Consider the following 24,275-nt stretch of genomic DNA (forward strand, 5'->3'; position numbering starts at 1 on the left):
GTTATTTATTAGCTAGTAACTCAAGTATTGCTTAGATATAATTACAAAATTATATATTATATTAAGGAATAAATTTATGTCAAAAATTGGAATATTAGTAGCAAGTTCAAATAACAATCAAAAACTAGGATTAAAACTTCAAGAACTAGCAGTTGAGCAAAACTGTGAAGTAGAATTAATTAATTTAGTAGATTTAAGATTACCATTATACAGTACAATCGAAGAAGAAGAGAATGGAATACCTGAAACAGTATTAGACTTAGCAACAAAAATATTAGACTTAAAAGCATTTATCATTGTAGCACCTGAATACAATGGTGTTATGCCACCTGTTTTAAATAATGCAATGGCTTGGACTTCAAGAGCTACAAAAGATTGGAGAGATGCGTTTAATGATAAAATTGTAGGACTTGCAACACACAGTGGTGGTGGTGGAGCTAAAGGTCTTCAAGCAATGAGAATACAGTTTCAACATTTAGGGGCTAATATCTTAGCTAGAGAAATTTTAACTACTTATGAAAAACAGTTAAATGAAGAAGCAGCTGTTGGAATGATTAATCAATTAGTAAAACTATCTAAGTAATATAAGAAAACGTAAGGAATTATCCTTACGTTTAATTCCCTCGCCCTAATAACTCAGAAGCTTCTGTAATAACTAAGAAAGATTCTGGATCATACTCTTTTATAATATCTTTTAATATTTGTATCTTTGAAATTTCAACTACTATTAAAATCATTGTTTTATTCTGTTCTTTATGTAAACCAGAACCATTTAAAATAGTACCCTCTTCTCCTAATCTTTTAATAATTTGAGCAGATACAATTTCAACTTCATTTGTAACAATATGTACAACTTTTTTAGATGGACGCCCTGTTAAAATAACATCAATAATCCTAGAACTTACATATATACTTAAAATACTCCATAAGGCTTTTTCTAAGTCATTAAAAACATAAATTGATAAAGCAATAATTGAAGCATCAATAAGCAAAATAACTTCAGAAGCTTTATAGTGAGTTTTTGAAGCAACAATTGAAGCTATTATTGTACTTCCACCTGCTGAAGATTTTCCTTTTATTACAAAACCTAAACCAAGACCTATACAAATTCCACCAAAAATTGCTGCTAAAATCGTTTCATCCGTTGCAGCACTTAAGTTTATAAACTCATTACAAATATCAATAAATACTGAAATTAGAATAATCGTAAGTATTGTTTTTATTGCATATTTTTTACCAAAATATTTTATACCTAATATCAATAAAGGAAGATTTATCATAATCATTAAAGAACCAATTGTAAAAGGACTTATATGATGTAAAAGTAGTGAAAGACCTGCTGTTCCACCTGTAATAATGTTATTAGGTAATAAAAAAGAAACAACTCCAATTGCAAGAAAAACTGCACCTAGTATAATGTATAAATAATCTTTCATTTTCTTCCTATATTTTTGTTTGTGCAAGTATATCTACAATTGTATAATTATTAAATAACATGTTACTAATTTGTAACTGCTTTTTTGTTACAATTTTTTATGAAAGATAAAATATACGTACTAGATACAAATATCATCTTACAAAACTTACAAAATCTCTATAAAATTTCACAAAATAAAACTAACCATATTGTAGTACCTGAGACTGTTTTACTTGAGTTAGAGGACAAGAAAAAACTTTCAAATGAATTAGGATATTACGCAAGAGAATTTGCAAGGCTTTTAGCTTTGATGAAAACAAAAGAAGTAGATTATAAATTAGGCTTTAAAGTTGTAAAACTTTATAATGAAGAGATAAACCTAGATATTATCTCAAAAGATAAGTATGATTCACAAATAGAACAGCTTCATTTATCTGAGAGTAATGATAAAAGAATTATTGAAACTGCTTGTGTTGCAAGAGATTATTATAAAGGCGCTCAAACTATCTTTTTATCACTTGATGTTTATGCTAGAACCTTTGCATTATTTGAAGGCATAAAAACTGAGACATTACACGATGACAAGTCAACTGTACCAAAATTTGCTTTTTTGAAAAAAGTTGAATTAGACTCGTCAATTTTTAATTCACTTGATAAAAAAAATATAAAAGATATTGATGTGGATTATGAAAAAGAAAACTTCTCCTATATTTTTCAAAGTCAAGATGGAAATAGTGAACATGCAATTATTTACAATGATAGAATTGATACTTTAAAAGAAACAGATTTTAAAGCATTAAGTATTAAACCAGTAAATTTAAAACAAAAACTATTTACAAAAGCTATTATTTCAAATATGTTTGAACTACTTGTTATTGATGCAAAAGCAGGAAGTGGAAAAACACTTATGTCAGTTGTAAGTGCAATGAGATTAATTGATTTAGGATTTTATGACAAGATTATTTATGTAAGAAACTCAATCGAGTCACTTGATAAAGGTGAAGATATTGGTTACTTATCAGGAAATGATGAAAAATTTAGAATTTACAATATGGCAATACAAGATACTTTAGAGTTTATTGCAAAAAAACAACTAAAAAAAAGTGAAAGTAAAGATAATCCCGAATCAATTGAAACAAAAATTTCAGACTTGCAAAATAAATACTGTATTGAGACTTTATGGCCAGGAGAAGCCAGAGGAAGAACAATATCAAGTGCAATTGTAATAATGGATGAATGGCAAAATTCTAGTGAAAAAACAACTCAGCTTATTCTTTCACGTTTAGATGAATCTTGTATGGCAATAGTAATTGGATCAAATAGACAAATTGATAATTTATATCTAAACAAATATAATAATGGTCTTACAACTCTTTTAAAACAAACGAATGAAACTCATCCAGAATTAAAGATGTTTGCAATAGAATTAGATAAAGCAGTACGTGGTAAGTTTGCTCAATTTACAGAACGTATTTTTGAAAATAAAAAGCAGTAAATTAAGGATATACAATACAAAATAGATTAATTAACGATACGATATATAACCATATAGAATATACAAAGCTTGAAGATAAGATACTTCAAACAAAAATCGTAAATAGATTACAGTTTATAACGCAAAATGCCTTGGCTTATTTTTCATATCCATCAATAACAACTAAGAGATTTATACACTCTTTAGGAACTATGCATTTAGCATCTTTTATGTTTAAAAATTCTCTTTTAAATGCAGATAAAAATACAAAAAATGATTTTTTATCTGCTTTAAAATATGCAATAAAAGAGATAATCAAAATAGAAAAACTAGATATTGATTTAGGACAAATGGACTATTTTGATAATAAAGCTTTATATCAATTTACAATACCAACAAAATCAAAATCTCATAGAACAGCATATACAGTAATTTTACAAACTATTAGAATAGTTGGACTTTTACATGATGTTGGACATCTTCCTTTTTCTCATCAGGTTGAAAATGCACTAAAGAAAATATATTTAAAAATAAAAGAAAAAGAAGATAATGAAGAAGTTTTAGTAGAAAAAGAGATTGAATTTAAAACAATGTATGAAAAAACAACAAATAATGGTGTTGAAGTACTACATGAAGCTATTGGAAAAGAACTTTTAAGTTTACTATTTAAGTATGAACTAAATGACTTATTAAAAAAATCTATTGATAAAAAATATATAAAGCTAATAGAAAAACTTTGTATATATATCTTAGAAGAAAAAACAATTTATAATTTTGACTTTTCTGTTTTACATAAATTTATAGATAGTACAGTAGATGCAGATAGATTAGATTATGTAAACAGAGATATGCTTGCAAGTGGATATATTACAGGACCAAATGACCATATTAGAATTACAAAGCAAACAGTTTTAGTTAAACAAAATGATAAATTTTATCTTTCTTTTTTTGATATGTCACTAATAGATATTGAACATATGTTAGAAATGAGATTTAATCTTTATAAAAAAGTTATCTTTAATCATGGTATTGCAAAAACAGATACACTTTTAGAAAATGTTGTACAGTACTTAGCTATTAAATATTTTCAAAACCCTAAAATGGGTGAGAAGACTTCTGATAATATATCTATGCTTTGGAACTTTGATAATAAAGATACAGAAAAAAAACTAGATACTATTTCTATGCTTGATGAAAACTGGTTAATTTCACTATTTAAAAATGAATACTTTTTAATAAAAGAAAAAGATGAATTAAACTCTGAAGATATAAAATATCTATACTCTTTTGAAGAAGTATTATTTGGAAAAAGAAAGTTTAGAAGTCCATGGAAAAATTTAAATGAGTTTTATAAAGTATTAGGTTTTACTACAGTTGAAAGATATAAATTTAGAGAAAGTTTTGGATATATATCAAAAAACAACTCAAAACAGTTAGAAGATAATTTAAATAAGTTTATAAAAAAATGGGAAGATATAGATGAAAAAGTTTTCTTTACATATCAAATAGTTTCTTTTAATTTAGGGATTGAAAAAGAGTTTTCATTTTATGATGGGGGAGAGCTTATAAATATTGATGAGATTTCAACATTAAGAAAAAGACTTAAACAATCTATGTTAAATACAGTTCCTTTTTATATCTATTCAAATAAAAAAGTTTTAAATGAAGAGATGAAAAAAGAGTTAAAAGATATACTATTCGACATTTTTCAATGATTAAAATGAGTATAATTTTGATAAAATTCATTATTAATAAAAAAGGATAGACTTTGGATTTAAGTGAGATTAGAGGTAAATATACTACTAAAGGTTTAGATATTCCGGATTTAGATAAAGATCCAGTTAAACAGTTTGAAACATGGTTTCAAGATGCAATAAATGAACAAATGCCTGAACCAAATGCAATGATGTTAGCCACAGTTGGAAAAGATATGATGCCAAGTGTTAGAGCAGTATTACTTAAAACTTTTGATGAAAAAGGATTTGTATTTTTTACAAATTATAAAAGTAAGAAAGCAAGACAAATAGAGGAAAACCCAAAAGCTTCATCTTTATTTTCTTGGATTCCTATGGAGAGACAAATAAAAATTGAAGGCTCAATTGAAAAAATTTCAACTGCAGATTCTTTAAAATACTTCCTTTCACGTCCTAAAGGTAGTCAAATTGGAGCTTGGGTTTCACATCAAAGTAGTATTATCACTTCAAGAAGTTTATTAGAACAAAAGTTTGATGAAATAAAAAGAAAGTTCGTAAAAGGAGAAGTTCCTTTTCCTGACTTTTGGGGTGGTTATATAATTAAACCTGTAAGAATTGAATTTTGGCAAGGTGGACAAGATAGACTTCATGATAGATTTCTATATGAAAAAGACGAACAAGGAAGCTGGACTATTACAAGGCTTGCACCCTAACAAGCCTATATTGTTTATTAATTAACAAACTCTTTACTTTAATTTTATATACTTCCAATAAAAAAGGCTTATTGTGTATAAAATAGTAGAAGAAAAATTAAGTTCATTATTAAATGAAGATATTGGTAAATTGATATTAAGAGTCTCAATCTCAGTATTAATGTTATTTCATGGCTATACAAAATTAGTGCATGGAGTAGATAAAATTGCAGCAGGATTAGTAAAATCAGGACTTCCTGAATTTTTAGCATATGGAGTTTATATTGGTGAAGTTCTTTTACCAGTTTTAATAATACTAGGACTTTTTACTAGACTTGCAGCCTTAGGAATGTGTATAACAATGGTATTTGCTATTTATTTAGTATTTTGGGAAAAGCTTTTCTTACTAACAAAAAATGGTGCTCCAGTTATTGAATTACCTTTATTATATTTAATACTATCAATTGTAATCTTTTTTATAGGTGCTGGTAAATATAGTTTTGATGGAAAAAGAAATAAGTAAAAGATTATATCAATAATCTTTTACTTTTAACACATATAAAAACCACAACATTATCTTCACCCTCTTCAAACGATACTTTTTTATTTATATATAATCAAAAAAATCATCATAAAATATTCAAAAGAAAACTTTTTCAATTCACAAAGGAAAAAAATTATCCTTAGATAATAAATATTAAGTGTTCTTTAAGATGACTTCTATTATAATTCCCTTAACAAAAAGATAAAAATTATCAAAGGAAATAAAATGTTAGTAACAAATAAAGCTCCAGATTTCACAGCAACAGCTGTAACTGCAGACGGTCAAATCGTAGAAGATTTTAATTTATATGAAAATATTGGTGAAAAAGGTGCAGTAGTATTTTTTTATCCATTAGATTTTACATTTGTATGTCCCTCAGAAATTATCGCTTTTTCAAAAAGAGCAGATGAATTTACTTCAAGAGGTGTAAATGTAATAGGTGTATCTGTTGATTCACAATTCTCACACTTTGCATGGAGAGAAACTCCAGTAGAACAAGGTGGAATTGGAAGAGTTAAGTTCCCATTAGTTGCAGACCTTACAAAACAAATAGCTAGAGATTTTGATGTACTACTAAATGAAGAAGTTGCACTTAGAGGTTCATTTTTAATTGATTCTGATGGAACAGTAAGACATGCAGTAATAAATGACTTACCACTAGGAAGAAATGTAGATGAAATGGTAAGAATGGTAGATACTATGATTTTTACAAATGAAAATGGTGAAGTTTGTCCTGCAGGTTGGGCAAAAGGTGATGAAGGTATGAAAGCTACTACTGAAGGTGTTGCTCAATACTTAGAAAAAAACGAAGACAACTTATAAAATAGGAAATGACATGTTAGATTTAGCGATTATTGGTGGTGGACCAGCAGGTTTAACTGCAGGTTTATATGCAACTAGAGGTGGTTTAAACAATGTAACTATGTTTGAAATGGGTATGCCAGGTGGTCAAATTACGGGAAGTTCTGAGATAGAAAACTATCCAGGACAAGGTAAGATTATGACAGGTATGGAACTTATGGAAAATTGGCCAGAACAAGCAATGAAGTTTGGACTTAAACATGAAATGAACCAAGTAAACAAAGTAACAAAGAACAATGATATTTTTAGTGTACAAACTGCTGATGGAAAAATAATCGAAGCTAAATCTATACTTTTAGCAACAGGGTCACGTCCAAGAAGAGCTGGATTTAAAGGCGAAGATGAATTCTTCGGACGTGGTATTTCAACTTGTGCAACTTGTGATGGATTCTTTTATAAAAACAAAGAAGTTGTTGTAATGGGTGGAGGAGATTCTGCAATTGAAGAAGCAGTATATCTTTCAAAAATTTGTTCAAAGGTATATCTAGTTCACAGACGTGATACATATAGAGCAGCTCCAAGTACAATTGAGCATATGAAAGCAAGAGAAAATATAGAAGAAGTATCAAATGTAGATGTTCAAGAAGTGTATGGTGATGCTATGGGTGTAACAGGTCTTAAAGTAAAATCAAAAATTGATGGAACTATTATAGATTTAAAAGTACCTGGAGTCTTTGTATTTGTTGGACGTGATGTATTAAATGAACCACTTAAACAAGATGATGGAACTTTCCTTTGTGAAACAAATGAGCAAGGTGAAGTAATCGTAGATTTAAAAATGAGAACAAATATAAAAGGACTTTATGCTGCAGGTGATATTAGAATCGATGCAGCAAAACAAGTAGTATGTGCAGCAGCCGATGGGGCAACAGCTGCTATTGATATAATTGAATACATAGGATAAGAGCTACTCGTAGCTCTTTTAGAGTTTGCTTCTTTAAGTGGATTTTACTTCCACTGTTAAAAGAAGTCAAATATATAATAGGTCCCTTCAAAAATGGGACATTTTTTAAGGAATAAGATGAAATATATAGAATTAACGCAAGAAAATTATAAAGAGAATACTCAATCAGGAGTAGCATTAGTAGACTTTTGGGCACCTTGGTGTGGACCTTGTAGAATGATTTCACCAGTAATTGATCAATTAGCTGAAGAATACGAAGGAAAAGCAAAGATTTGTAAAGTTAATACAGAAGAGCAACAAGAACTAACTATGGAAAATCAAGTTAGATCAGTACCAACTATACTTTTCTATAAAGATGGAAAGATTGTTGATCAATTAATTGGTGCAACAAGTAAAGCAGCACTTGAAGAGAAAATAAACAAGTATCTATAAAAGATAATTAATACATTTTAATATCATTTTCTTTCATTTTGAAATATTTTTTAAAAAGTTAAAAAAAAATTGTTAAAATACTCTAAATAAAACAAAGGAGTATTATTATGATTTTAGGAAAATGTCCATACTGTGATGGTAGTGTAATAGCTAGAAAATTTGAAACACAAGGCAAAAAAATAAAATTATATACTTGTGAAAATGCTCATAAACAGTATGATGAGAGTGAAGCTTTTGTATTTACAGCTGAATCAACTTGTACATTTAGAGTATATTCAAATGCTTTTTTAAAATGGAATAAAAGAAGTTTTAGTCAATATGAGATGAAAAAATTACTTCAAGATGGACAAACAACAATAAGATTACATGGAAGAAAAGGTACAGGTGAGTATTTTAAATATGTAATACCTGATAAAGAGTATGGTGTATCAATTTTATGGGAGGAAGATGTTCCCAAAGAAGGAGAAGAAGAACTTATATCCTAAGTTTTTTCTTCTAGTATTTTTATCTACTTACACTCTACATTTTTTAATATAGCTTCTTCATTTTTTAAATGAGTACAATCTTCTTTTTTCACAATTGTATCTGTGAACTTTGTATTCCAAAAAATTGCACCTTTTATATTTAAATCACTTAAATCAACATCTCTAAAACTTGCATATGCTCCACCTGCATTTGTAAAATCAGTATTTTCAAAAGTAGTTTCTAAAAATCTTGCAGACCAAATAGATAGATTTGTACATGATACATTTTCAAAAGTTGCATTTGAAAATGTAACTCCTTTAAATGTTGTATTATCACATTTATCAATATCAATAATATCAGCACCTGTTAAATTTGAAGCCCTTAGATTAGTATTAATTAAGTTTGCACCAGTAAGGTCTACTCCCCACATATTTGACTTTACAAAAATACTATTTGATAAGTTTGCATTACTTAGATTACTTCCACTTAAATTTGCGTTTGTAAAGTCTTTATTACTTAAATCTGCATTGCTTAAATCACACTCTTGACAATCATTTGTTTTTAGAAATTTATCCAAATCTGCTTGTTCGAAAGAGAATAAAGAAGAAGAGAAAAAAAGTGTAAGTGTTAAAATTAATAAATATTTCATATCAATTCCCTACTTCACATTTTTTATTATTTCTAAAAATTGTTTCTCTCTAGTTCCACCAATTTTTTTTGAAAGCAGTTTCATATTTGAAGCATCTGCAAAATAAAATGTAGGAATACCTATAAACTTATATGGTAATATTTTTTCATCTTCTTTAATATCCATAATAACAGATACAAAGTTTTCATTTACAAAAGATACAATTTCTTTATCTTTTAATACTTTTTTTTTCATATAATTACACTCAGGACAAGTAGGCGTTGAGTACATAATCATAAGTTTTTTATTTAAGTCAATTGCTTTTTGTTTAGCAGTAGATAAATCTTTTTCAAAGTTTATTGAGCCTGCGAATAAATTAAATGTTAGGAATGAGATTAATAGTAATAGTTTCATAATACTCCTTTTTATTTATTATAATAAAATTAAATAAAAGAAGTATTAAGTTTTCTAATTAGTCGTTTCTAGAAGTAGTTTCTAATAAGTGGTAACCAAATTGAGTTTTAACAGGGCCATGAACTACATTAATAGCTTCATTGAATACTACTGCATCAAATTCAGGAACCATTTGTCCTTGCATAAAGTTACCTAAATTTCCGCCATCTTGACCTGATGGACATTTTGAATGTTCTTTTGCAAGATCTTCAAACTTTTCTCCATTCGCAATTTTTTCTTTTAATTCATTACAGAATTCTTCACTTTCAACTAATAAATGTCTAGCAGATGCTGATTTCATTTTATACCTTTTTTTCAAATTTTGAAGATTCTAACATAAAGTAAATTAGTTAGCTTTTAATCTATTTATTTTTCGTAAATTTTAAAATACTTACCTTTTATTCTTCCATTACTTAAACCATCTAATGCTTTTTTTACTACTTCTTTTTTAACAGCTACATAAGAGCAAAAATCTAAAGAGTTTATTTTTCCTATATCATCTTTAGCAAGTCCAACACCTGCAGTTAATGCTCCTAAAATATCTCCAGCACGAACTTTTTGTTTTTTTCCACCATTTATAAATAGTGTTCTATAATCACTATCAATTTTATACTCTAGATCATCACTAATATATTCAGCTCTTTCAAACTTCACATCATCAAAAGATTTTTTAATATCTTCGATTTTATCTTCATCTTCATAGTTATTATATAAAGAGATTGCTAAACCACCCTTTCCTGCTCTTGCAGTTCTTCCAATTCTATGTGTATGTGTTTCTAAATCTCTTGCAATATCATAATTAATTACTAAATCAATATCATCAATATGTAAACCTCTTGAAGCTACATCTGTTGCTATTAAAATTGGATAAGATTTATTTGAGAAAAAGATAATAGTTTCATCTCTTTGTTTTTGCTCCAAATCAGAATGAAGAGTTAAAACATCAAGTCCTAAATCATAAAGATTATTACTTAACTCATCACATTGAATTTTTGTGTTACAAAAAATTAAAACTGATTTTGCTTTATTTGAAGAGATTAATGCTGGAATTAAAGATGTTTTAGAACTACTTTCAACTTCATAAAGCTTTTGTTCAATTACTGTTTTTTCTTCATTTTCATTTTTAACATTTATTGGATTTGTAGTAACAAAAGAAGCTAAAGTATCAATATTTTCTTGGTATGTTGCTGAAAAAAGTAATGATTGTCTATTTTTTGGTAAAACATTTATTATCTTAGTAATATCTTCTGTAAAACCCATATCAAGCATTTTATCAGCTTCATCTAAAACTAAAGTATCAACTTCATTTAGATTAATATTCTCTTCATTTATATGTTTTAATATTCTTCCTGGTGTTCCTACAATAATATGTGCTCCATGAAAAAGTGAAGATACTTGTGGTCTATAAGCAACTCCTCCACAAAGTGTTAAAACTTTTACATTATGAATATGACGTGAAAGTTTTCTAATTTCTATTGCAATTTGATTAGCTAATTCACGCGTAGGTGCAAGTACAATTGATTGAATTCTAAATCTTTTAACATCCAGTTTATGAACAATTGGAATAGAAAAAGCCACAGTTTTTCCAGAACCTGTCTTTGCTTGAGCAATTACATCTTTTTTTTCTAAAAGTGCAGGTAATGCTTTTTCTTGGATTTCAGTCATTTTATCAAAGCCTAAAGAGTCAAGATTTGATAAAAAATCTTTTGAAAGATTTAAATTTGAGAATTTTTCAGTTGAATTTGTATTAGTAGAAATAGCAAAGCCTTTATAATTTTTAAAGTATTATATCTAAAATTAGGCTTTAATATTTTAATTGTTTAAAACTTTTATACCAATCTTCAAACTCAATTGTATTCATTGGCTTAGCATAAAAATATCCTTGAACTTTTGTACAAGAATTTTTCTTTATAATCTCATCTTGAATAGGAACCTCAATACCCTCAGCTATTACAGATAATCCCATGTTTATTCCTAAATCAATAATTGATTTAACAATATCTTCATCACTATCTTCTTGTATTAAAGAATCTATATAAGACTTATCAATCTTAAGTTTAGAAATTGAGCACTCTCTTAAATAGTTGAAAGAAGAGAAACCTTTTCCAAAATTATCAATTGATAAACCAATACCTAATAAAGACAAATTATTTAAAGTAAAAAGTGTTTTAGTTGATATCTTCATTACATCAGATTCACTAAACTCTAACTCTAAATATTTTGCATCTAAATTTGATATTTTTAAAGTATGTTTAATTGAGTTATAAAGATTCCCATGTTCTAGATGTTTTCCACTAATATTAACAGATATGATGCCTTCATATATTTTATTATTATGCCATTGTTTAAGTTGTAAACATGCTTTTTTTAATATTAGTTTTTCAAATTCAATTATATTATTTGTATTATCTAAATTTGAAATAAAATCTTCAGGCATTAGAAGTTCATTATTGTCTTTATTCCATCTTGTTAATACTTCAAGTGCAAAAACCTCATTTGTTTTTAAATTAATTTCTGGTTGAAAATGAATAATAAACTCATCATCTTTAATAGCTTTTAATAATCTATTTTCCATCTTTGTTTGAGTATCAAGTTTTTTAGTCATCTCATCTGAAAAGAATTCAAAGTGATTTTTACCTTTACTCTTAGCATGATACATAGCTGCATCTGCATTGTTGATAAGTGTTTTTAAAGAATCTGCATCATTTGGATAAATAGCAACACCTATACTAACACCCATATTGAAACTTGTATTATTAATGTGAAAAGGCTGATTTGCTAATTTTAATATTTTAGCACACACTCTTTCAATAAATAAATAGCTAGAAATGTCACTTAAAACAACAATAAACTCATCTCCACCAACTCGTGCTACCATATCATTTGTTCTTATTATACTTTTAAATTTATTTGCAAAAGAGATTAATACTTCATCTCCTGCTGAATGCCCTAAAGTATCATTGATTATTTTAAAGTCATCTAGGTCTAAAAACAAAATTGCAAATTGAAGATTGTTTCTTTTAGAGTTATTTACAACATACTCTAATTGAGCTTCTAGTTTAAGTCTATTTGGCAAGTTTGTTAAAGGGTCATGATAAGCTAGATGTAGTAAGTTATTGTTTATTTCATCTTGAGAAGATATATCTGTAAAAATTCCAAAATAGTTAAGTTGTTTTGTTTCTTCATTATAAAACTTATAAATTTTTATAATTATGGGGTAAATATTTCCACTTTTATGTCTGTTTAAAAGTTCTCCTATCCAAAAACCAGACTTATTAATTTGATTCCAGATATTTGCATAAATATTTTCATTTGCATTACTAGAAGCGAAAACTTTAGGACTTTGATTTATCACTTCATTAAAGGAGTAACCTGTAATATCTTCACAAGCTTTATTTATCTCTATAATTTTATTCTTTTCATTAACAATAATAACACCTTCATTTGTGTTATCAAGTATATAACTATAAAGACCTTTGCTATAAGAATATGCTAAAGAATGATGCAAAACTAATCTCTCCAAATAATAAATCTAATGATTATAACCAATATAATTAAAAATATTACTAATAATCAATAAATATTTAATATTTGAAGATAAAATATATCCTATTTCTTATCTATACTTTTAAATACATACGAAATTACTAATGCAATAACAATAACAATACCAATTCCTATATATTTAAAATCATCTGCTACACTTAAAATATACTCACCAGCAGTATAAGAACCATACCCAACTATTACAGCCCAAATAATTGTTGCAAATACATTAAAAATAGTAAATTTAAGTGATGAGTATTTTGTTAATCCCATAGCAAGTGGAATTAAAGTTTTTATACCATAAACATATTTTTGAATAAATACTACTAATGAACCATATTTCCTCATCATAATATGAGCAAGTGCAATTTTTCTTCCATAGTTTTTCATCATATCTTTTGCATAAGACTTATTTTTTCTAGCAAGAAAAAACAGAAACTGATCTCCTAAAAAGTTTGAAGTTGCAGCAACTGCAATAGAAATATATATATTTAAATCTCCTGCAAAGGATAGAACTCCTGCAACAATTAAACCAACAAAACCTCCACCAAATGAGTATGCAAAAAGAGCTATATAGCCCCAATCTTTTATCAAATCTTCCATTAGTTAATCTCTAGTTTGAAAAATTCTAATGCTTCAATTACATCGTCATCATCTAATTCGATTATGCCATCTTTAATATTCTCTTTTGTTTTTTCAATAATAAAACTTTTAACCTGTGCTCTTGTTTCTTCGATATTATCAACTAAAGCAAAACCATTAAATTGAATTTCATTGTCATAACAAAGAAGAGTACCATTACAATTATCTTCAATAAAATCACTTATTGCTCTATAATTTATTTCTAATGCACTAGCATGCCAACCATAATCTTCTAAAATAGAGTCTTCAAAAATTTCTACTCCATCACTTTGATGATCAAAATAAAGCATATTTTCAGCATTCATTCCAATTATCTTTTGCCAATTATTTAAAGGTTTAATTTTACATATTGTTCCTGTAATAACAGGTTTATACTTAGCAAAGATATCCTTTGCTATTGACTTAATGTCATTAGTATTTTCATCTTTTTTATAATTTTCATTTATATATATAATTGCTTTATTCTTAGGAATTTCTTCATTTATGTATTTAGTACCATTAATATCTATTATAATTTTATTATTTACATTTTTTAATTCTAATAGTGATATAATATCAATATTTAATTCTATATCTTTTATATTTATTTTTTTCATTTCATTTTTATCCTGGATATAAGTTAAGCGATTCTATCGAAAATAGTATTAAATAAAAAAATTTACTACTTATTTTTTATAAAATATAAAAATTTTAGAAAAAATAATGTTTATTTTACAATTCTTAAAGTTTAATTATATATAATCTACTACTTAATACATCAAATGAAAGGTTTTAATATTGTCACTTCAGAATTATGTATATAAATTTTTCAATAAAAATAATATAAAAACACTTTTTTTAATAGATATATTATATATGAAAGATATAAATGCCATTTATAATTTTGAAAATGGTGATTCGATAATTAAACAATTAAAAAAACTTTTAGAAACTCAAATCACTTCTTTAATCAGAAAAAAAATCAATAAAAAAATTTTAATTGAAGCAACAAATACACATGCTGATGTTTTTGAGTTGATAATTTATGATGATTTTACAATCGATGAAGTCCTTGAGATAAAAAATTTAATCTTTGAACAAGTAATTAATCATCCATTTAAACTATTAAATAAAAAATCTACTATAAACATTGATATTACTATTGGTTGTTCTAAAAGTGATGATCAATTAATAAAAATCTATGCAGAAAAAGCTTTACATAAAGCAAAATTAAACTTTGTACACTATATGTATTATGATGCATACCTTTACAAAAATGAATCAATTAGTGAAAACTTACTAGATATGATAAACTATAATATTGAAAATGATTTAGTTGAACCATATTTTCAAGCTATTATGAATAATACCACAGATAAAGTAGTAAAATATGAAGCATTAATGAGACTTTTTGATAAAAATGGAAATGTACTTTTACCACATGTTTTTATTCATAAATCAAAAAAATGCCGTTTATATACAAAACTAATGGAACTTTTAATTGATAAAATAGTTTTATATATAAATAAACATAAACTTCACTTTAGTATTAATCTTGACTATACTGATATTTTAAATCCTAATATTAAGAGATCTTTGATTTCTAAAATTAGAAAAAACAATATTGGACCATATTTAACAATTGAAATTTTAGAGAGTGAAAAAATTGCTAATTTTAATATAGTAAATGATTTTATTTCTGAAGTAAAAAAATATGATGTTAAAATTGCTATTGATGACTTTGGTACTGGTTTTTCAAATTATGAATATATATTAAATCTAAATGTTGACTATATAAAAATTGATGGTTCATTAATTAAGAAAATTGATGAAGATATTTATTTAAACTTAATAAAAAGTATTGTTCAATTTTGTAAACAACAAGAAATTCAAATAGTAGCTGAGTTTGTTAGTGATTTAAAGATATTAAGATATGTAAAAGCAATTGGAATTGATTATTCACAAGGTTATCATATTGGAAGACCTGTAAAAATTGAAGAAATTATAGGAGAGAAAAATGAAAAATGAGCTTAAAAAAATTACTGATATAACTATAAATGAACTTTTAAATAAAGATGTTATTATGCCTTCAATTTATTTTGAAAAGTTTAATAAAAATGCTAAAAATTTTGATTTTGAAATTAATGATTCTAGCTTTGAAAAAGAGTTAGAAAAAGTTTTAATAAATGACTTTGATTCAATTGAACAATATATGAATACAATTGAAAAAAATGCCTCTCTTATAAAAGAGGCAGTTGAAGAAGCGCAAGTTGCATTACTTCATAAAGATATTGATACATTATCTGATATTTATAATCAAATGTCAAAGTTAGAAAAAGAGGTTGTTTATTTAAATAGACAACTATTTGTAGATGATTTAACATCTAGTAATAATAGAAAATGGATATATAATAAGTTTTTAAATAAGAATGCGCAATTTAAGAAAAATGGAATATGTGTCTTAATTGATATTAGAGATTATAGTTATATCAATAGTGAATATGGAGCTTTATTAGCAAATAATTTACTTATATTTATAAATAACTTTATAAAAGAAAATTTAAAAGAAGAAAAAGTTGACTTTAAAGTTGCAAGATTTTTCGACAGTGAATTTTTAATTTTTATTGAAGATAAAAAAGAGAAAGAAGTATCTGATTTAATCTTTAATATAAAGCAATTGTTAAAAAACACTACCTTAAAAAGTAAAGCTGGACTAGTAATAAAAGCTGATTATAAATACTCTATTTTAAAATACAAAGAGAAGCAAGATTCAAAAGAAACTTTTGAACAACTATTTTATCTTATAAAAGAAGAATAAAATAGTTTAACTTTTCTTTGAGCCTCTTCTAATAAAATTGGTGTAAACTTTACTTTTTGTAAAGGTTTACATTGAGATAATTTAAAACAATCAATACTTAAAACTGAAGCAATTTTAGGATAACCTCCAATAGTTTGTCTATCTTTTAATAAAATAATAGGTTTACCATCTTTTGGTATTTGAATGGCACCAAAGGCAATACCCTCTGAAATAATTCCATCAATATCACAAGAAATTGTATTACCATCTAATTTACATCCCATTCGATTAAACTCATTTGTAATTGTATATGTATTTGAAAAAAACTTATCTATTTCTTCTTGCTTAAAAAAATTATCTTGATATGATAAAACAACTCTCAAAGTTAGTTCTTCTTCATAATTTGGAATATAGTGTTTTTTTAATCTAATAATTGATGAATTATCAAACTTTTCAAAATCTAAAACATCTCCTTTTTGAAGTTTATTTCCATTTAATCCACCAAGGTTTTCTTTTAAAGTTGTTGAATTACTTCCAAACTCTTTTTCTATTAGAAAACCTTTATAAACACTCAAATAAACCCTGGAACCACTTAATATTTTTCCAATTTTTATAATATCCCCTGCTTTAATATTATAAGTTTGCCAAGTATTTAATGCAATATCATTTATAAAAAATTCACACTTAGCACCCGTAATTGCAATTGTAGTATTTTTATTTGCCTTAAATATAATATTTGAAAAAGCTATTTCTATAATATTAGTATCAAAATCATTTCCCAATAGATTATTTGCAATGTAATACGCATACTCATCCATAACACCAGAATTTGTAACACCAATTGAAGTATAAGAGAATCGTCCCTTATCTTGAACTAATGCTAAAATTGGAGAGTTTATTATCTCTAAACTCATAAAATTCCACCTTGATTTAAAAACTCTTCTTTTGTAATTGGATTAAACTTAACAGTATTTCCTACACTTAAAGGAGATAAAGTACTTAATTTTTTATCAAATAATTCCATAGCAGTTTTCCCTATAATATTCCAACCACCAGCTGAGTCTTGTGGATAAACAGCTGTTTGAGTGTCAGCAAGTGCAAGTGAACCTTTAGGTATTTTTTTTCTAGGACTAGAAAGTCTTGGCATTGCAATTTTTTTACCTACATTCCCTAAGTATGCAAAACCTGGTAAAAAACCAATTGCATAAACATCATATAATTTATTTGAGTGAATAGATATAATCTCATCAATACTAAGATTAGTTTTTTTTGAAATATCTTCTAAATCAAAGCCAACTTCTGTTCCATAATAAACATCAATTGTTACAATTTTCTCATTTTGTTTTTCTAAACTATCAAAACTTATTGATCTTTCAATCATTTGCTTCAAGCTAGAAAAATCATATTTAAAAATATCATATGTAATAAAAATAGAGTTATAAGAAGGAATGATTTCAAGTAAAGATTTATCTTTTAAAGCACTAAGACTATTAAATGCTTTTTTAACTTTTAAAGATATATTTTGACTTATTTCATCTCCAAAATATATAATTAGAGAATCTACTGATGCAATTTTAAAGTGCATTATTACAAAGCTTTTCTAAGTAGTTTTATAAATTCTAAAGCATTTTGATTATCACCATGAACACAAATAGTATTTACTTCAATAAAAAGTTTTTCTTTATTAACACTTTCTAAATAACCTCTTTCTTTTAAATTCATAATTCTTTGTGCAACTTCAAGTTCATCTTTTATAACTGCATTTGGCTGTGCTCTTGAAACTAAAGTGCCATCGTCATTATAATTTCTATCTGCAAATACTTCAAAAATTAAATTTATTCCATAAAGTAAGGCAGTATGTTTAGCTGCTTCATTATTTGGTGTTGATAAGACCATTAGTTTTATATTTTTGTCAAAAGATGAAATTGCATTTAATATAGCTTTATATATATTTTCATCTTTCATCATATCATTATATAAAGCACCATGAGGTTTTACATAAGAAATTGTAGTACCTTGCGATTTACAAAAAGCACTTAATGCTCCTAATTGATATAAAACTATAGATTTAATCTCTTCTAAGGAGCAAAGCATTGAGCGTCTACCAAATCCTACTAAATCTTGATATGAAGGATGTGCACCAATTGTTACATTATATTCTTTTGCCAAAGCAACAGACCTATTCATAGTAACTGCATCACTAGCATGATAACCACAAGCTAAATTAGCCATATCAATAAAAGGCATAATTTCTTTATCTTGCCCCATTTTCCAAATACCAAAGCTTTCACCCATGTCACAATTTAATTTAATGTTCATTTCATTACCTTGCATTAGTATCCTTTATTTTATCATAATATTTTGTTATTTTAAAACTCATCTTTAACCCCAGTTTTTCTTAATCTAATAAGAGTTAAAACTAAAACCATAATAGATACAAATATAAAGTTCACATCTACATTTAATGCTGCAATCAGTATAGCAATAGCTGAAAACATAGCTAATCTTCTATAAATAAAAGAGATTACATATGTAAGTAAACTTGCAAATAAAAATATTAACTCAATCATCATTCTTACCTATCTTAAATTATTATTTAATCATTTGATTAGGTAAATAAAATACAATCCCTGGGAAGAATGTAATTAGGACAACTGTGATCACCATCATAATAAAAAATGGTAATGTTGCTTTTAAAATTGTTTCAATTTTCTCATCACTTATACTTTGTATTACAAATAGTGAGAATCCAACAGGTGGAGTAATTTGTGCCATTTCAACCATAAATACTAAAAATACTCCAAACCATAAAGGATCAAATCCAGCAAGCACAACTATTGGTAATACAATTGGCAATGTCATTACAACAATTGAAACTGCTTCTAAAATCATTCCTAAAATAATATACATAATACCAATAAGTAAAATCAACATTAAAGGAGATAAGCCAAGTTCAGTAATAAACTCACTCATAGCTCTTGCAATTCCTAGAAAGCCAATAACTTGTGAAAGAAAAACAGCACCTGCTATTATAAATCCAATCATAACAGATGTTTTAACTGTATTTAAAATCGCATTTTTAAGAACTTCAATATTAATAGCTCTAAAATAAGCAGCTAATATTAATGAACCTAAAACACCTAAAGCAGCAGCTTCAGTTGGTGTTGCAAACCCACCATAAATAGATCCAAGAACGACAAAGATTAATGAGAAAATTGGTGCTAAATCTTTTAATGAATGTAATTTATCAGTCCATGTAAAAGTTTCTTCAACATCAGGTAATACACTTGGGTCAACTTTTGCTTTATACATAATATAAAATGAGTATAAAGAAGCCATTAAAAGTCCAGGTAGAATACCTGCTACAAAAAGTTTACCAATTGATACATCAGACATTACACCATAGATAATCATAATCAATGAAGGTGGAATTAAAAAGCCTAAAGTTCCAGAACCAGCTAGTGATCCCATAGCTAACTCTTTAGAATAACCTCTTTTTTTAAGCTCATCTAATGTAATTTTACCAACAGTTGCAGTTGTTGCTGCACTTGAGCCAGATACTGCTGCAAAGAGTGAACAAGCAGCAACATTTACATGTAATAGTCCACCTGGAATATATGCTAACCAAGGTTTTAAACCATTAAGTAACTTTGTTGAAATAGATGATTTATATAAAATCTCACCCATTAAAATAAACATAGGTAAAGCAGCAAGTGACCATGAGTTCATAGCATCATAAAGTGAACCTGCTAATAAATCTCCAATTTTGTCATATACTGAAAGTACTGGTGGTAAATTGTGATCAAATAAAAGCATTCCTACAATACCTGTTAAAATTAATGAAACCCCAATCCATATAGAAGAAAGAAGAAACACAAACATAATTGCTATTAATATAATTGATAATATTAGTGGATCAGCTATCATCTGAGAATCCTTTAAAAATAAATGCAACAACAGCTAAGATAAAAATAATAATACCTACAGGCATTACAAGTTGTGTTAGATAAAGTGGTGTTTCAGAAACACTTTCCGATAACATTTCTAATTCATAAGAATCATATGTAAATAAAATAGTTCTATATAATGCAAAGGCTAAAACACCTAATGTTATAACCGCTGCAAGAATATCAATCTTTTTATTTGCTTTTTTTGATAACCTTGAAGTAATTATGTTAATTCTGATATGAGCATCTTGAGAAAAGGCATAGCCTAAGCTTAAGAATATTGAAGCAAGATATAAATATCCACTATACTCATCAGCAATCATTGTAGAAATATTAAAAAACGATCTTAAAAAGATTTCTGTTAATATTAATAAAACTAATCCTACTAGCGTTGTTCCCGCTAGATAAGCTGAGCCTTTGCTCAGCCTTTCTATAAAGTTTGTTAGGAAGTTCATCTTAATTACTTTCTATATTCTTTGAAGATACCTTGGATTTGTGAATTTGCACCATCAAGATATTTAGTCAAAAGATCATTTGCAATCACATCTAACTCTTTTTTAAGTTGTGGTGATGCTTCTTTAATTTTGATACCATTTTTATTTAATTCTTCTAATGCAGTTTTTTCTTCAACTTTTACAGCTTCCCACTGAGATTTTTCAATTTCAGATGCAGCTTTTGTAAGAGCTTCTTTTTGAGATTTATCTAAAGAGTTCCAATAATCTAAGTTAATTGTAACTGCTTGTAAAGGATAAGCATAATTTATTTTTGTATAGTTATCTAGTACTTCCCAAAACTTACCATCTTTTCCTGATGATGATGAAGTTACAACTGAGTCAACCATTCCAGTTCTAAGTGAAGAGTAAACTTCTCCCCAAGGTAAAGCAACAGCACTTCCTCCTGACATATTAATAAATGAAGCAGAGTTTTTATCATAAGTTCTAGTTTTTACACCTTTAAAATCAGAAATTGAAGTAATATCTTTTTTAGAATAAAAACCTGACGCTGGCCAAGTAACAGAATAAAGTAGCTTTTGATTCCATTTTTTTGCTGTTTTTTCATAAGCAGGTTTAGCTAATTGATATAATTTATATGCATCTTCATAAGAGTTTGCAATAAAAGGTAAAGCAGAGATACCAAATACTTTTCCTCCCCCTGAAGTGAATGGAATAAACATATCAGTCATTGCAACTGTTCCGTCTTTAACAGCTTTTAAAGGATTCCCTTTAATAAGTGCTGAGCCTGGATGAACTGTAATCTTTACTGTTCCTTTTGAATAATCTTTAACTAATGAAGAAAACTCAACTGCACCCTTTGTATGGAAGTTATTTGCACCATATTTTGCATTTAAATCCATCTTCACATTTCCTGCAAATAATGAACCTGCAATTGCTGTAAGTAGTAAACTCTTTCTTAACATATCTATCTCCTTAATTTTGATAAGGAAGTATAAGTTTTTCAAGTGAGTTAAAAGTGAGTTTATAAAAACTTATGAATTAAGATTTTATTTTGTAACCAAGTTGTGGGATATTAACAATTAAATTAATAGGTAACCTTTGTCTTAACTCTTTAATAAAAGTTTTTAAAGCACTCATACTCATAGATTTATCTCTCCATAAATACTCTTCAATCTGCTCGTATGTTACTATTGAATTCTTATTTTTACATAATAAAAGCAAAAATTCTTTTTCTCTTTTTCTTAGACTTATTATTTCATCTTTATAATATAATTCATACTCTTTTACATTAAAATAAACATCATTATCAAACTGTATTTTTTCATCAAATTTATTTGCAAAAGATTTTATAATTCCATTTAATAAGCTATCTGAAGTAATAGGTTTTAGAATATAATGATTTATATTTAGATTAATTAACTGTAATAAATACTCTTCACTTGAATAGGCTGTTAACATTATTATAATAGTTGATAAATCTTTTTTTCTAATATTTTGAACCATTTCAATACCATTTTTCTTTGGCATTTGAATATCTGATATTATAATATCAGGTTTATATTCTTCATATAAATCATAGCCATCTTCACCATTTGAAGCTTCTAAAACATCATCAAAGTAGTATTTTAAAGTACTTACAACTCTTTTTCTAATACCATCTTCATCTTCAACACAAAGTATTCTATAATTTCTAAACTGTTCTAATATTTTTTCATCCATAATTAGCACTCCAAGATAATAGTAAATAAAGCCCCTTGCTTTGTATTCTCAAAGTGAAGTTCTCCATTCATATTTTTTTCAATAATCATTTTAGACATATATAAACCTAAACCTGTACCTTTTAATCCCTCTTTTGTTGTAAAATATGGATCAAAGATACTGCTAATATATGCTTCTTTAATTCCACCTGCATTATCTTCAACTGTTATTATCACTTTTGTATCTTTTGAATCTAAAGTGATTTTTATTAAAGGATGTTTTATTTCCCTTTGTTTTAAAGCATCTTTAGCATTTGAAATAAGATTTAACATCACTTGTGCAAATTCTCTTTTATAACCTTTTATTAAACTATTATTTTTTACATCTTTTGTAAGTTTTATATTAAAGTTTTTAATAGAAGCATCAACTAAAGTTATTGCTTCATTACAAGCATCTTCAATATAAAACTCTACTTTTTGCTTATCAGGTTTAAAAAAGTTTCTAAAATCATCAATAGTATTAGACATAAAAGAGATTAATTTGTTTGAATCACTAACTGATGATTCTATCATTCTTGAATCAACTTTATTAAATTTATTTGCAGTTTCAAGTTCCATAAGAATTCCAGAAACTTCACTCAAAGGTTGTCTCCATTGATGTGCAATCATTGAAAGCATAGTCCCCATTCTTGCAAGTCTTGATTGATGGAACATTGCTCTGTCTTTTTTCTTAACATCTATTATTGCTTTTTTTACTTTTAACTCTAAGTTTTTATTTAAATCTTCAAGTAGAAACTCTTTTTTTTGTACACTATCTTGATATTTTTTAAAAGCTTGGGTAATTTCTCTTGATATTAAAAAAGAGATAATCCCAATAATTAAAATAATTAAAAACGAAAAAACAAGAACCAATCGAATATACTTATTAATTCTATCTTCTAAAAGCTTTTTATCTTCAAAAATAGTTTTTTGTATATCATCAATATAAAGTCCAGTTCCTATTACCCAATTGTATTTTTCATATAATCTAAAAAAACCTAGTTTTTTTGAAGCATGTAACTCTTTTGGCTTTTGCCAATAGTATTCAATAAACTTTCCATTTGGACTTTTTATAGTTTCATCTATAAACTGTTTTGTAATAAGAGTACCCATTGCATCTTTTAAGCTAATATCCAAAGCACCAATATTATTTTCTCTAAAAGGATGTGCTTTTAGATAATAGTTTGTATCATGAACCCAAATATAACCATGTTTACCATATCTTATAGTTTCAATATATTTTAAAATCTCTTTTTTTAATTCACTTTCTTTAAGTGTTTTATTTCTAGAAACATGATGCTCTATATAGTTAATTATATAAGTGATTTCTTTTTTTAAAATCTCTTTTTGTTTATTAATATATTCCGTTTCTACTCTAACACTTTCTTCTTCAAAATAGTCATTTTGATTTTTTACAAAAAAATAAAGTGTAAAAAAGGCTATTAAAATAACGGTAATTATTGGTGTTAAAATTATAAGTTTTGGTAAGTTTTTTTCACTAAACAAGTTAACTCCTACGATATATAATTTATAATACTAAATTATAGTGAGATAAAAGTGAGTTTTATATTTTTAATATAATTAAGTCTATAATACGCCAAAGGAAAAT

General features: G+C 26.5%; 28 protein-coding genes. 11 read left to right on the forward strand and 17 right to left on the reverse strand.

From position 1 onward, the window contains the following. The first annotated feature begins 76 nt into the window (after positions 1–76). On the forward strand, positions 77–583 hold the full coding sequence (locus GBG18_RS10740; protein WP_152190980.1) for an NADPH-dependent FMN reductase: 507 nt from the start codon (positions 77–79) through the stop codon (positions 581–583). Positions 584–614: 31 nt separating this feature from the next. Here GBG18_RS10740 and GBG18_RS10745 read toward each other — a convergent pair whose 3' ends face one another. Next, positions 615–1,436: a YitT family protein gene (locus tag GBG18_RS10745; protein ID WP_152190982.1), complete on the reverse strand. Its 822-nt coding sequence runs from the start codon at positions 1,434–1,436 to the stop codon at positions 615–617. A 99-nt stretch (positions 1,437–1,535) separates the two neighbouring features. Here GBG18_RS10745 and GBG18_RS10750 point away from each other — a divergent pair, with 99 nt between their 5' ends. From GBG18_RS10750 to GBG18_RS10785, 8 genes are all read left to right on the forward strand, one after another. Further along, positions 1,536–2,912: a PhoH family protein gene (locus GBG18_RS10750; protein ID WP_152190984.1), complete on the forward strand. Its 1,377-nt coding sequence runs from the start codon at positions 1,536–1,538 to the stop codon at positions 2,910–2,912. 131 nt (positions 2,913–3,043) lie between these two features. Beyond that, positions 3,044–4,606, forward strand: coding sequence for an HD domain-containing protein (locus GBG18_RS10755; RefSeq protein WP_226896452.1), 1,563 nt, complete (start codon positions 3,044–3,046; stop codon positions 4,604–4,606). Positions 4,607–4,659: 53 nt separating this feature from the next. Continuing rightward, a complete protein-coding gene (gene pdxH / locus GBG18_RS10760) occupies positions 4,660–5,298 on the forward strand; it encodes a pyridoxamine 5'-phosphate oxidase (protein WP_152190987.1) in 639 nt (212 codons plus the stop codon). A gap of 73 nt (positions 5,299–5,371) precedes the next feature. Further along, positions 5,372–5,800, forward strand: a complete 429-nt coding sequence (locus GBG18_RS10765; protein WP_226896453.1) for a DoxX family protein — start codon at positions 5,372–5,374, stop codon at positions 5,798–5,800. A 246-nt stretch (positions 5,801–6,046) separates the two neighbouring features. Continuing rightward, on the forward strand, positions 6,047–6,643 hold the full coding sequence (locus tag GBG18_RS10770) for a peroxiredoxin (protein WP_152190989.1): 597 nt from the start codon (positions 6,047–6,049) through the stop codon (positions 6,641–6,643). 13 nt (positions 6,644–6,656) lie between these two features. Beyond that, positions 6,657–7,586, forward strand: coding sequence for a thioredoxin-disulfide reductase (gene trxB, locus GBG18_RS10775; RefSeq protein WP_152190990.1), 930 nt, complete (start codon positions 6,657–6,659; stop codon positions 7,584–7,586). Between the two features lie 117 nt (positions 7,587–7,703). Beyond that, positions 7,704–8,018 (forward strand): thioredoxin, encoded by a 315-nt coding sequence (gene trxA / locus GBG18_RS10780; protein WP_152190992.1) that lies wholly within the window; start codon positions 7,704–7,706, stop codon positions 8,016–8,018. Positions 8,019–8,125: 107 nt separating this feature from the next. Then, positions 8,126–8,503 carry a hypothetical protein gene (locus tag GBG18_RS10785; protein ID WP_152190993.1) on the forward strand — a complete coding sequence of 126 codons (378 nt, stop codon included), beginning with the start codon at positions 8,126–8,128 and terminating at the stop codon, positions 8,501–8,503. Between the two features lie 23 nt (positions 8,504–8,526). Here the strand turns inward: GBG18_RS10785 and GBG18_RS10790 are convergent, their stop codons facing one another. The 7 genes from GBG18_RS10790 to GBG18_RS10820 form a co-directional block, all read right to left on the reverse strand. Next, positions 8,527–9,132, reverse strand: coding sequence for a pentapeptide repeat-containing protein (locus tag GBG18_RS10790; RefSeq protein WP_152190995.1), 606 nt, complete (start codon positions 9,130–9,132; stop codon positions 8,527–8,529). A 9-nt stretch (positions 9,133–9,141) separates the two neighbouring features. Further along, positions 9,142–9,525 carry a thioredoxin family protein gene (locus GBG18_RS10795; RefSeq protein ID WP_152190996.1) on the reverse strand — a complete coding sequence of 128 codons (384 nt, stop codon included), beginning with the start codon at positions 9,523–9,525 and terminating at the stop codon, positions 9,142–9,144. A 58-nt stretch (positions 9,526–9,583) separates the two neighbouring features. Further along, on the reverse strand, positions 9,584–9,865 hold the full coding sequence (locus GBG18_RS10800; RefSeq protein ID WP_152190998.1) for a peptidylprolyl isomerase: 282 nt from the start codon (positions 9,863–9,865) through the stop codon (positions 9,584–9,586). Between the two features lie 65 nt (positions 9,866–9,930). After that, entirely contained in the window at positions 9,931–11,322 is a 1,392-nt protein-coding gene (gene dbpA, locus GBG18_RS10805) for an ATP-dependent RNA helicase DbpA (protein ID WP_152190999.1), read from the reverse strand. A gap of 46 nt (positions 11,323–11,368) precedes the next feature. Further along, a complete protein-coding gene (locus tag GBG18_RS10810; RefSeq protein ID WP_152191001.1) occupies positions 11,369–13,072 on the reverse strand; it encodes a sensor domain-containing protein in 1,704 nt (567 codons plus the stop codon). A 101-nt stretch (positions 13,073–13,173) separates the two neighbouring features. Continuing rightward, positions 13,174–13,713, reverse strand: coding sequence for a DedA family protein (locus GBG18_RS10815; RefSeq protein ID WP_152191003.1), 540 nt, complete (start codon positions 13,711–13,713; stop codon positions 13,174–13,176). After that, positions 13,713–14,348, reverse strand: a complete 636-nt coding sequence (locus GBG18_RS10820; RefSeq protein WP_152191005.1) for a hypothetical protein — start codon at positions 14,346–14,348, stop codon at positions 13,713–13,715. The genes GBG18_RS10815 and GBG18_RS10820 overlap by 1 nt, the downstream gene beginning before the upstream one ends. Positions 14,349–14,529: 181 nt before the next feature. Between GBG18_RS10820 and GBG18_RS10825 the strand changes: the two genes are divergently transcribed. Then, positions 14,530–15,759: an EAL domain-containing protein gene (locus tag GBG18_RS10825; RefSeq protein WP_152191006.1), complete on the forward strand. Its 1,230-nt coding sequence runs from the start codon at positions 14,530–14,532 to the stop codon at positions 15,757–15,759. Next, entirely contained in the window at positions 15,749–16,549 is an 801-nt protein-coding gene (locus GBG18_RS10830; protein WP_152191008.1) for a GGDEF domain-containing protein, read from the forward strand. The genes GBG18_RS10825 and GBG18_RS10830 overlap by 11 nt, the downstream gene beginning before the upstream one ends. Here GBG18_RS10830 and GBG18_RS10835 read toward each other — a convergent pair. The 9 genes from GBG18_RS10835 to GBG18_RS10875 all read right to left on the reverse strand — a co-directional run bounded on the left by GBG18_RS10835 (position 16,528) and on the right by GBG18_RS10875 (position 24,172). Further along, positions 16,528–17,442, reverse strand: a complete 915-nt coding sequence (locus GBG18_RS10835; protein ID WP_152191010.1) for a 5-oxoprolinase subunit C family protein — start codon at positions 17,440–17,442, stop codon at positions 16,528–16,530. The genes GBG18_RS10830 and GBG18_RS10835 overlap by 22 nt on opposite strands. Continuing rightward, on the reverse strand, positions 17,439–18,113 hold the full coding sequence (gene pxpB / locus GBG18_RS10840) for a 5-oxoprolinase subunit PxpB (RefSeq protein WP_152191012.1): 675 nt from the start codon (positions 18,111–18,113) through the stop codon (positions 17,439–17,441). The genes GBG18_RS10835 and pxpB overlap by 4 nt, the downstream gene beginning before the upstream one ends. Positions 18,114–18,115: 2 nt before the next feature. After that, positions 18,116–18,862, reverse strand: a complete 747-nt coding sequence (locus GBG18_RS10845) for a 5-oxoprolinase subunit PxpA (RefSeq protein ID WP_152191014.1) — start codon at positions 18,860–18,862, stop codon at positions 18,116–18,118. 35 nt (positions 18,863–18,897) lie between these two features. Next, entirely contained in the window at positions 18,898–19,098 is a 201-nt protein-coding gene (locus GBG18_RS10850; RefSeq protein ID WP_152191016.1) for a hypothetical protein, read from the reverse strand. Positions 19,099–19,120: 22 nt separating this feature from the next. After that, positions 19,121–20,455 (reverse strand): TRAP transporter large permease, encoded by a 1,335-nt coding sequence (locus tag GBG18_RS10855; protein WP_152191018.1) that lies wholly within the window; start codon positions 20,453–20,455, stop codon positions 19,121–19,123. Further along, complete coding sequence (locus GBG18_RS10860) at positions 20,445–20,930, reverse strand: TRAP transporter small permease subunit (protein WP_152191019.1); 486 nt, start codon at positions 20,928–20,930, stop codon at positions 20,445–20,447. The genes GBG18_RS10855 and GBG18_RS10860 overlap by 11 nt, the downstream gene beginning before the upstream one ends. A gap of 5 nt (positions 20,931–20,935) precedes the next feature. Continuing rightward, entirely contained in the window at positions 20,936–21,892 is a 957-nt protein-coding gene (locus tag GBG18_RS10865) for a TRAP transporter substrate-binding protein (RefSeq protein ID WP_152191021.1), read from the reverse strand. Between the two features lie 76 nt (positions 21,893–21,968). Further along, positions 21,969–22,649, reverse strand: a complete 681-nt coding sequence (locus tag GBG18_RS10870; RefSeq protein WP_152191023.1) for a response regulator transcription factor — start codon at positions 22,647–22,649, stop codon at positions 21,969–21,971. Between the two features lie 2 nt (positions 22,650–22,651). Next, complete coding sequence (locus tag GBG18_RS10875; RefSeq protein ID WP_152191025.1) at positions 22,652–24,172, reverse strand: sensor histidine kinase; 1,521 nt, start codon at positions 24,170–24,172, stop codon at positions 22,652–22,654. Positions 24,173–24,275: the final 103 nt, after the last annotated feature.

The organism is Poseidonibacter ostreae (genome assembly GCF_009208075.1).
GTDB lineage: Bacteria > Campylobacterota > Campylobacteria > Campylobacterales > Arcobacteraceae > Poseidonibacter > Poseidonibacter ostreae.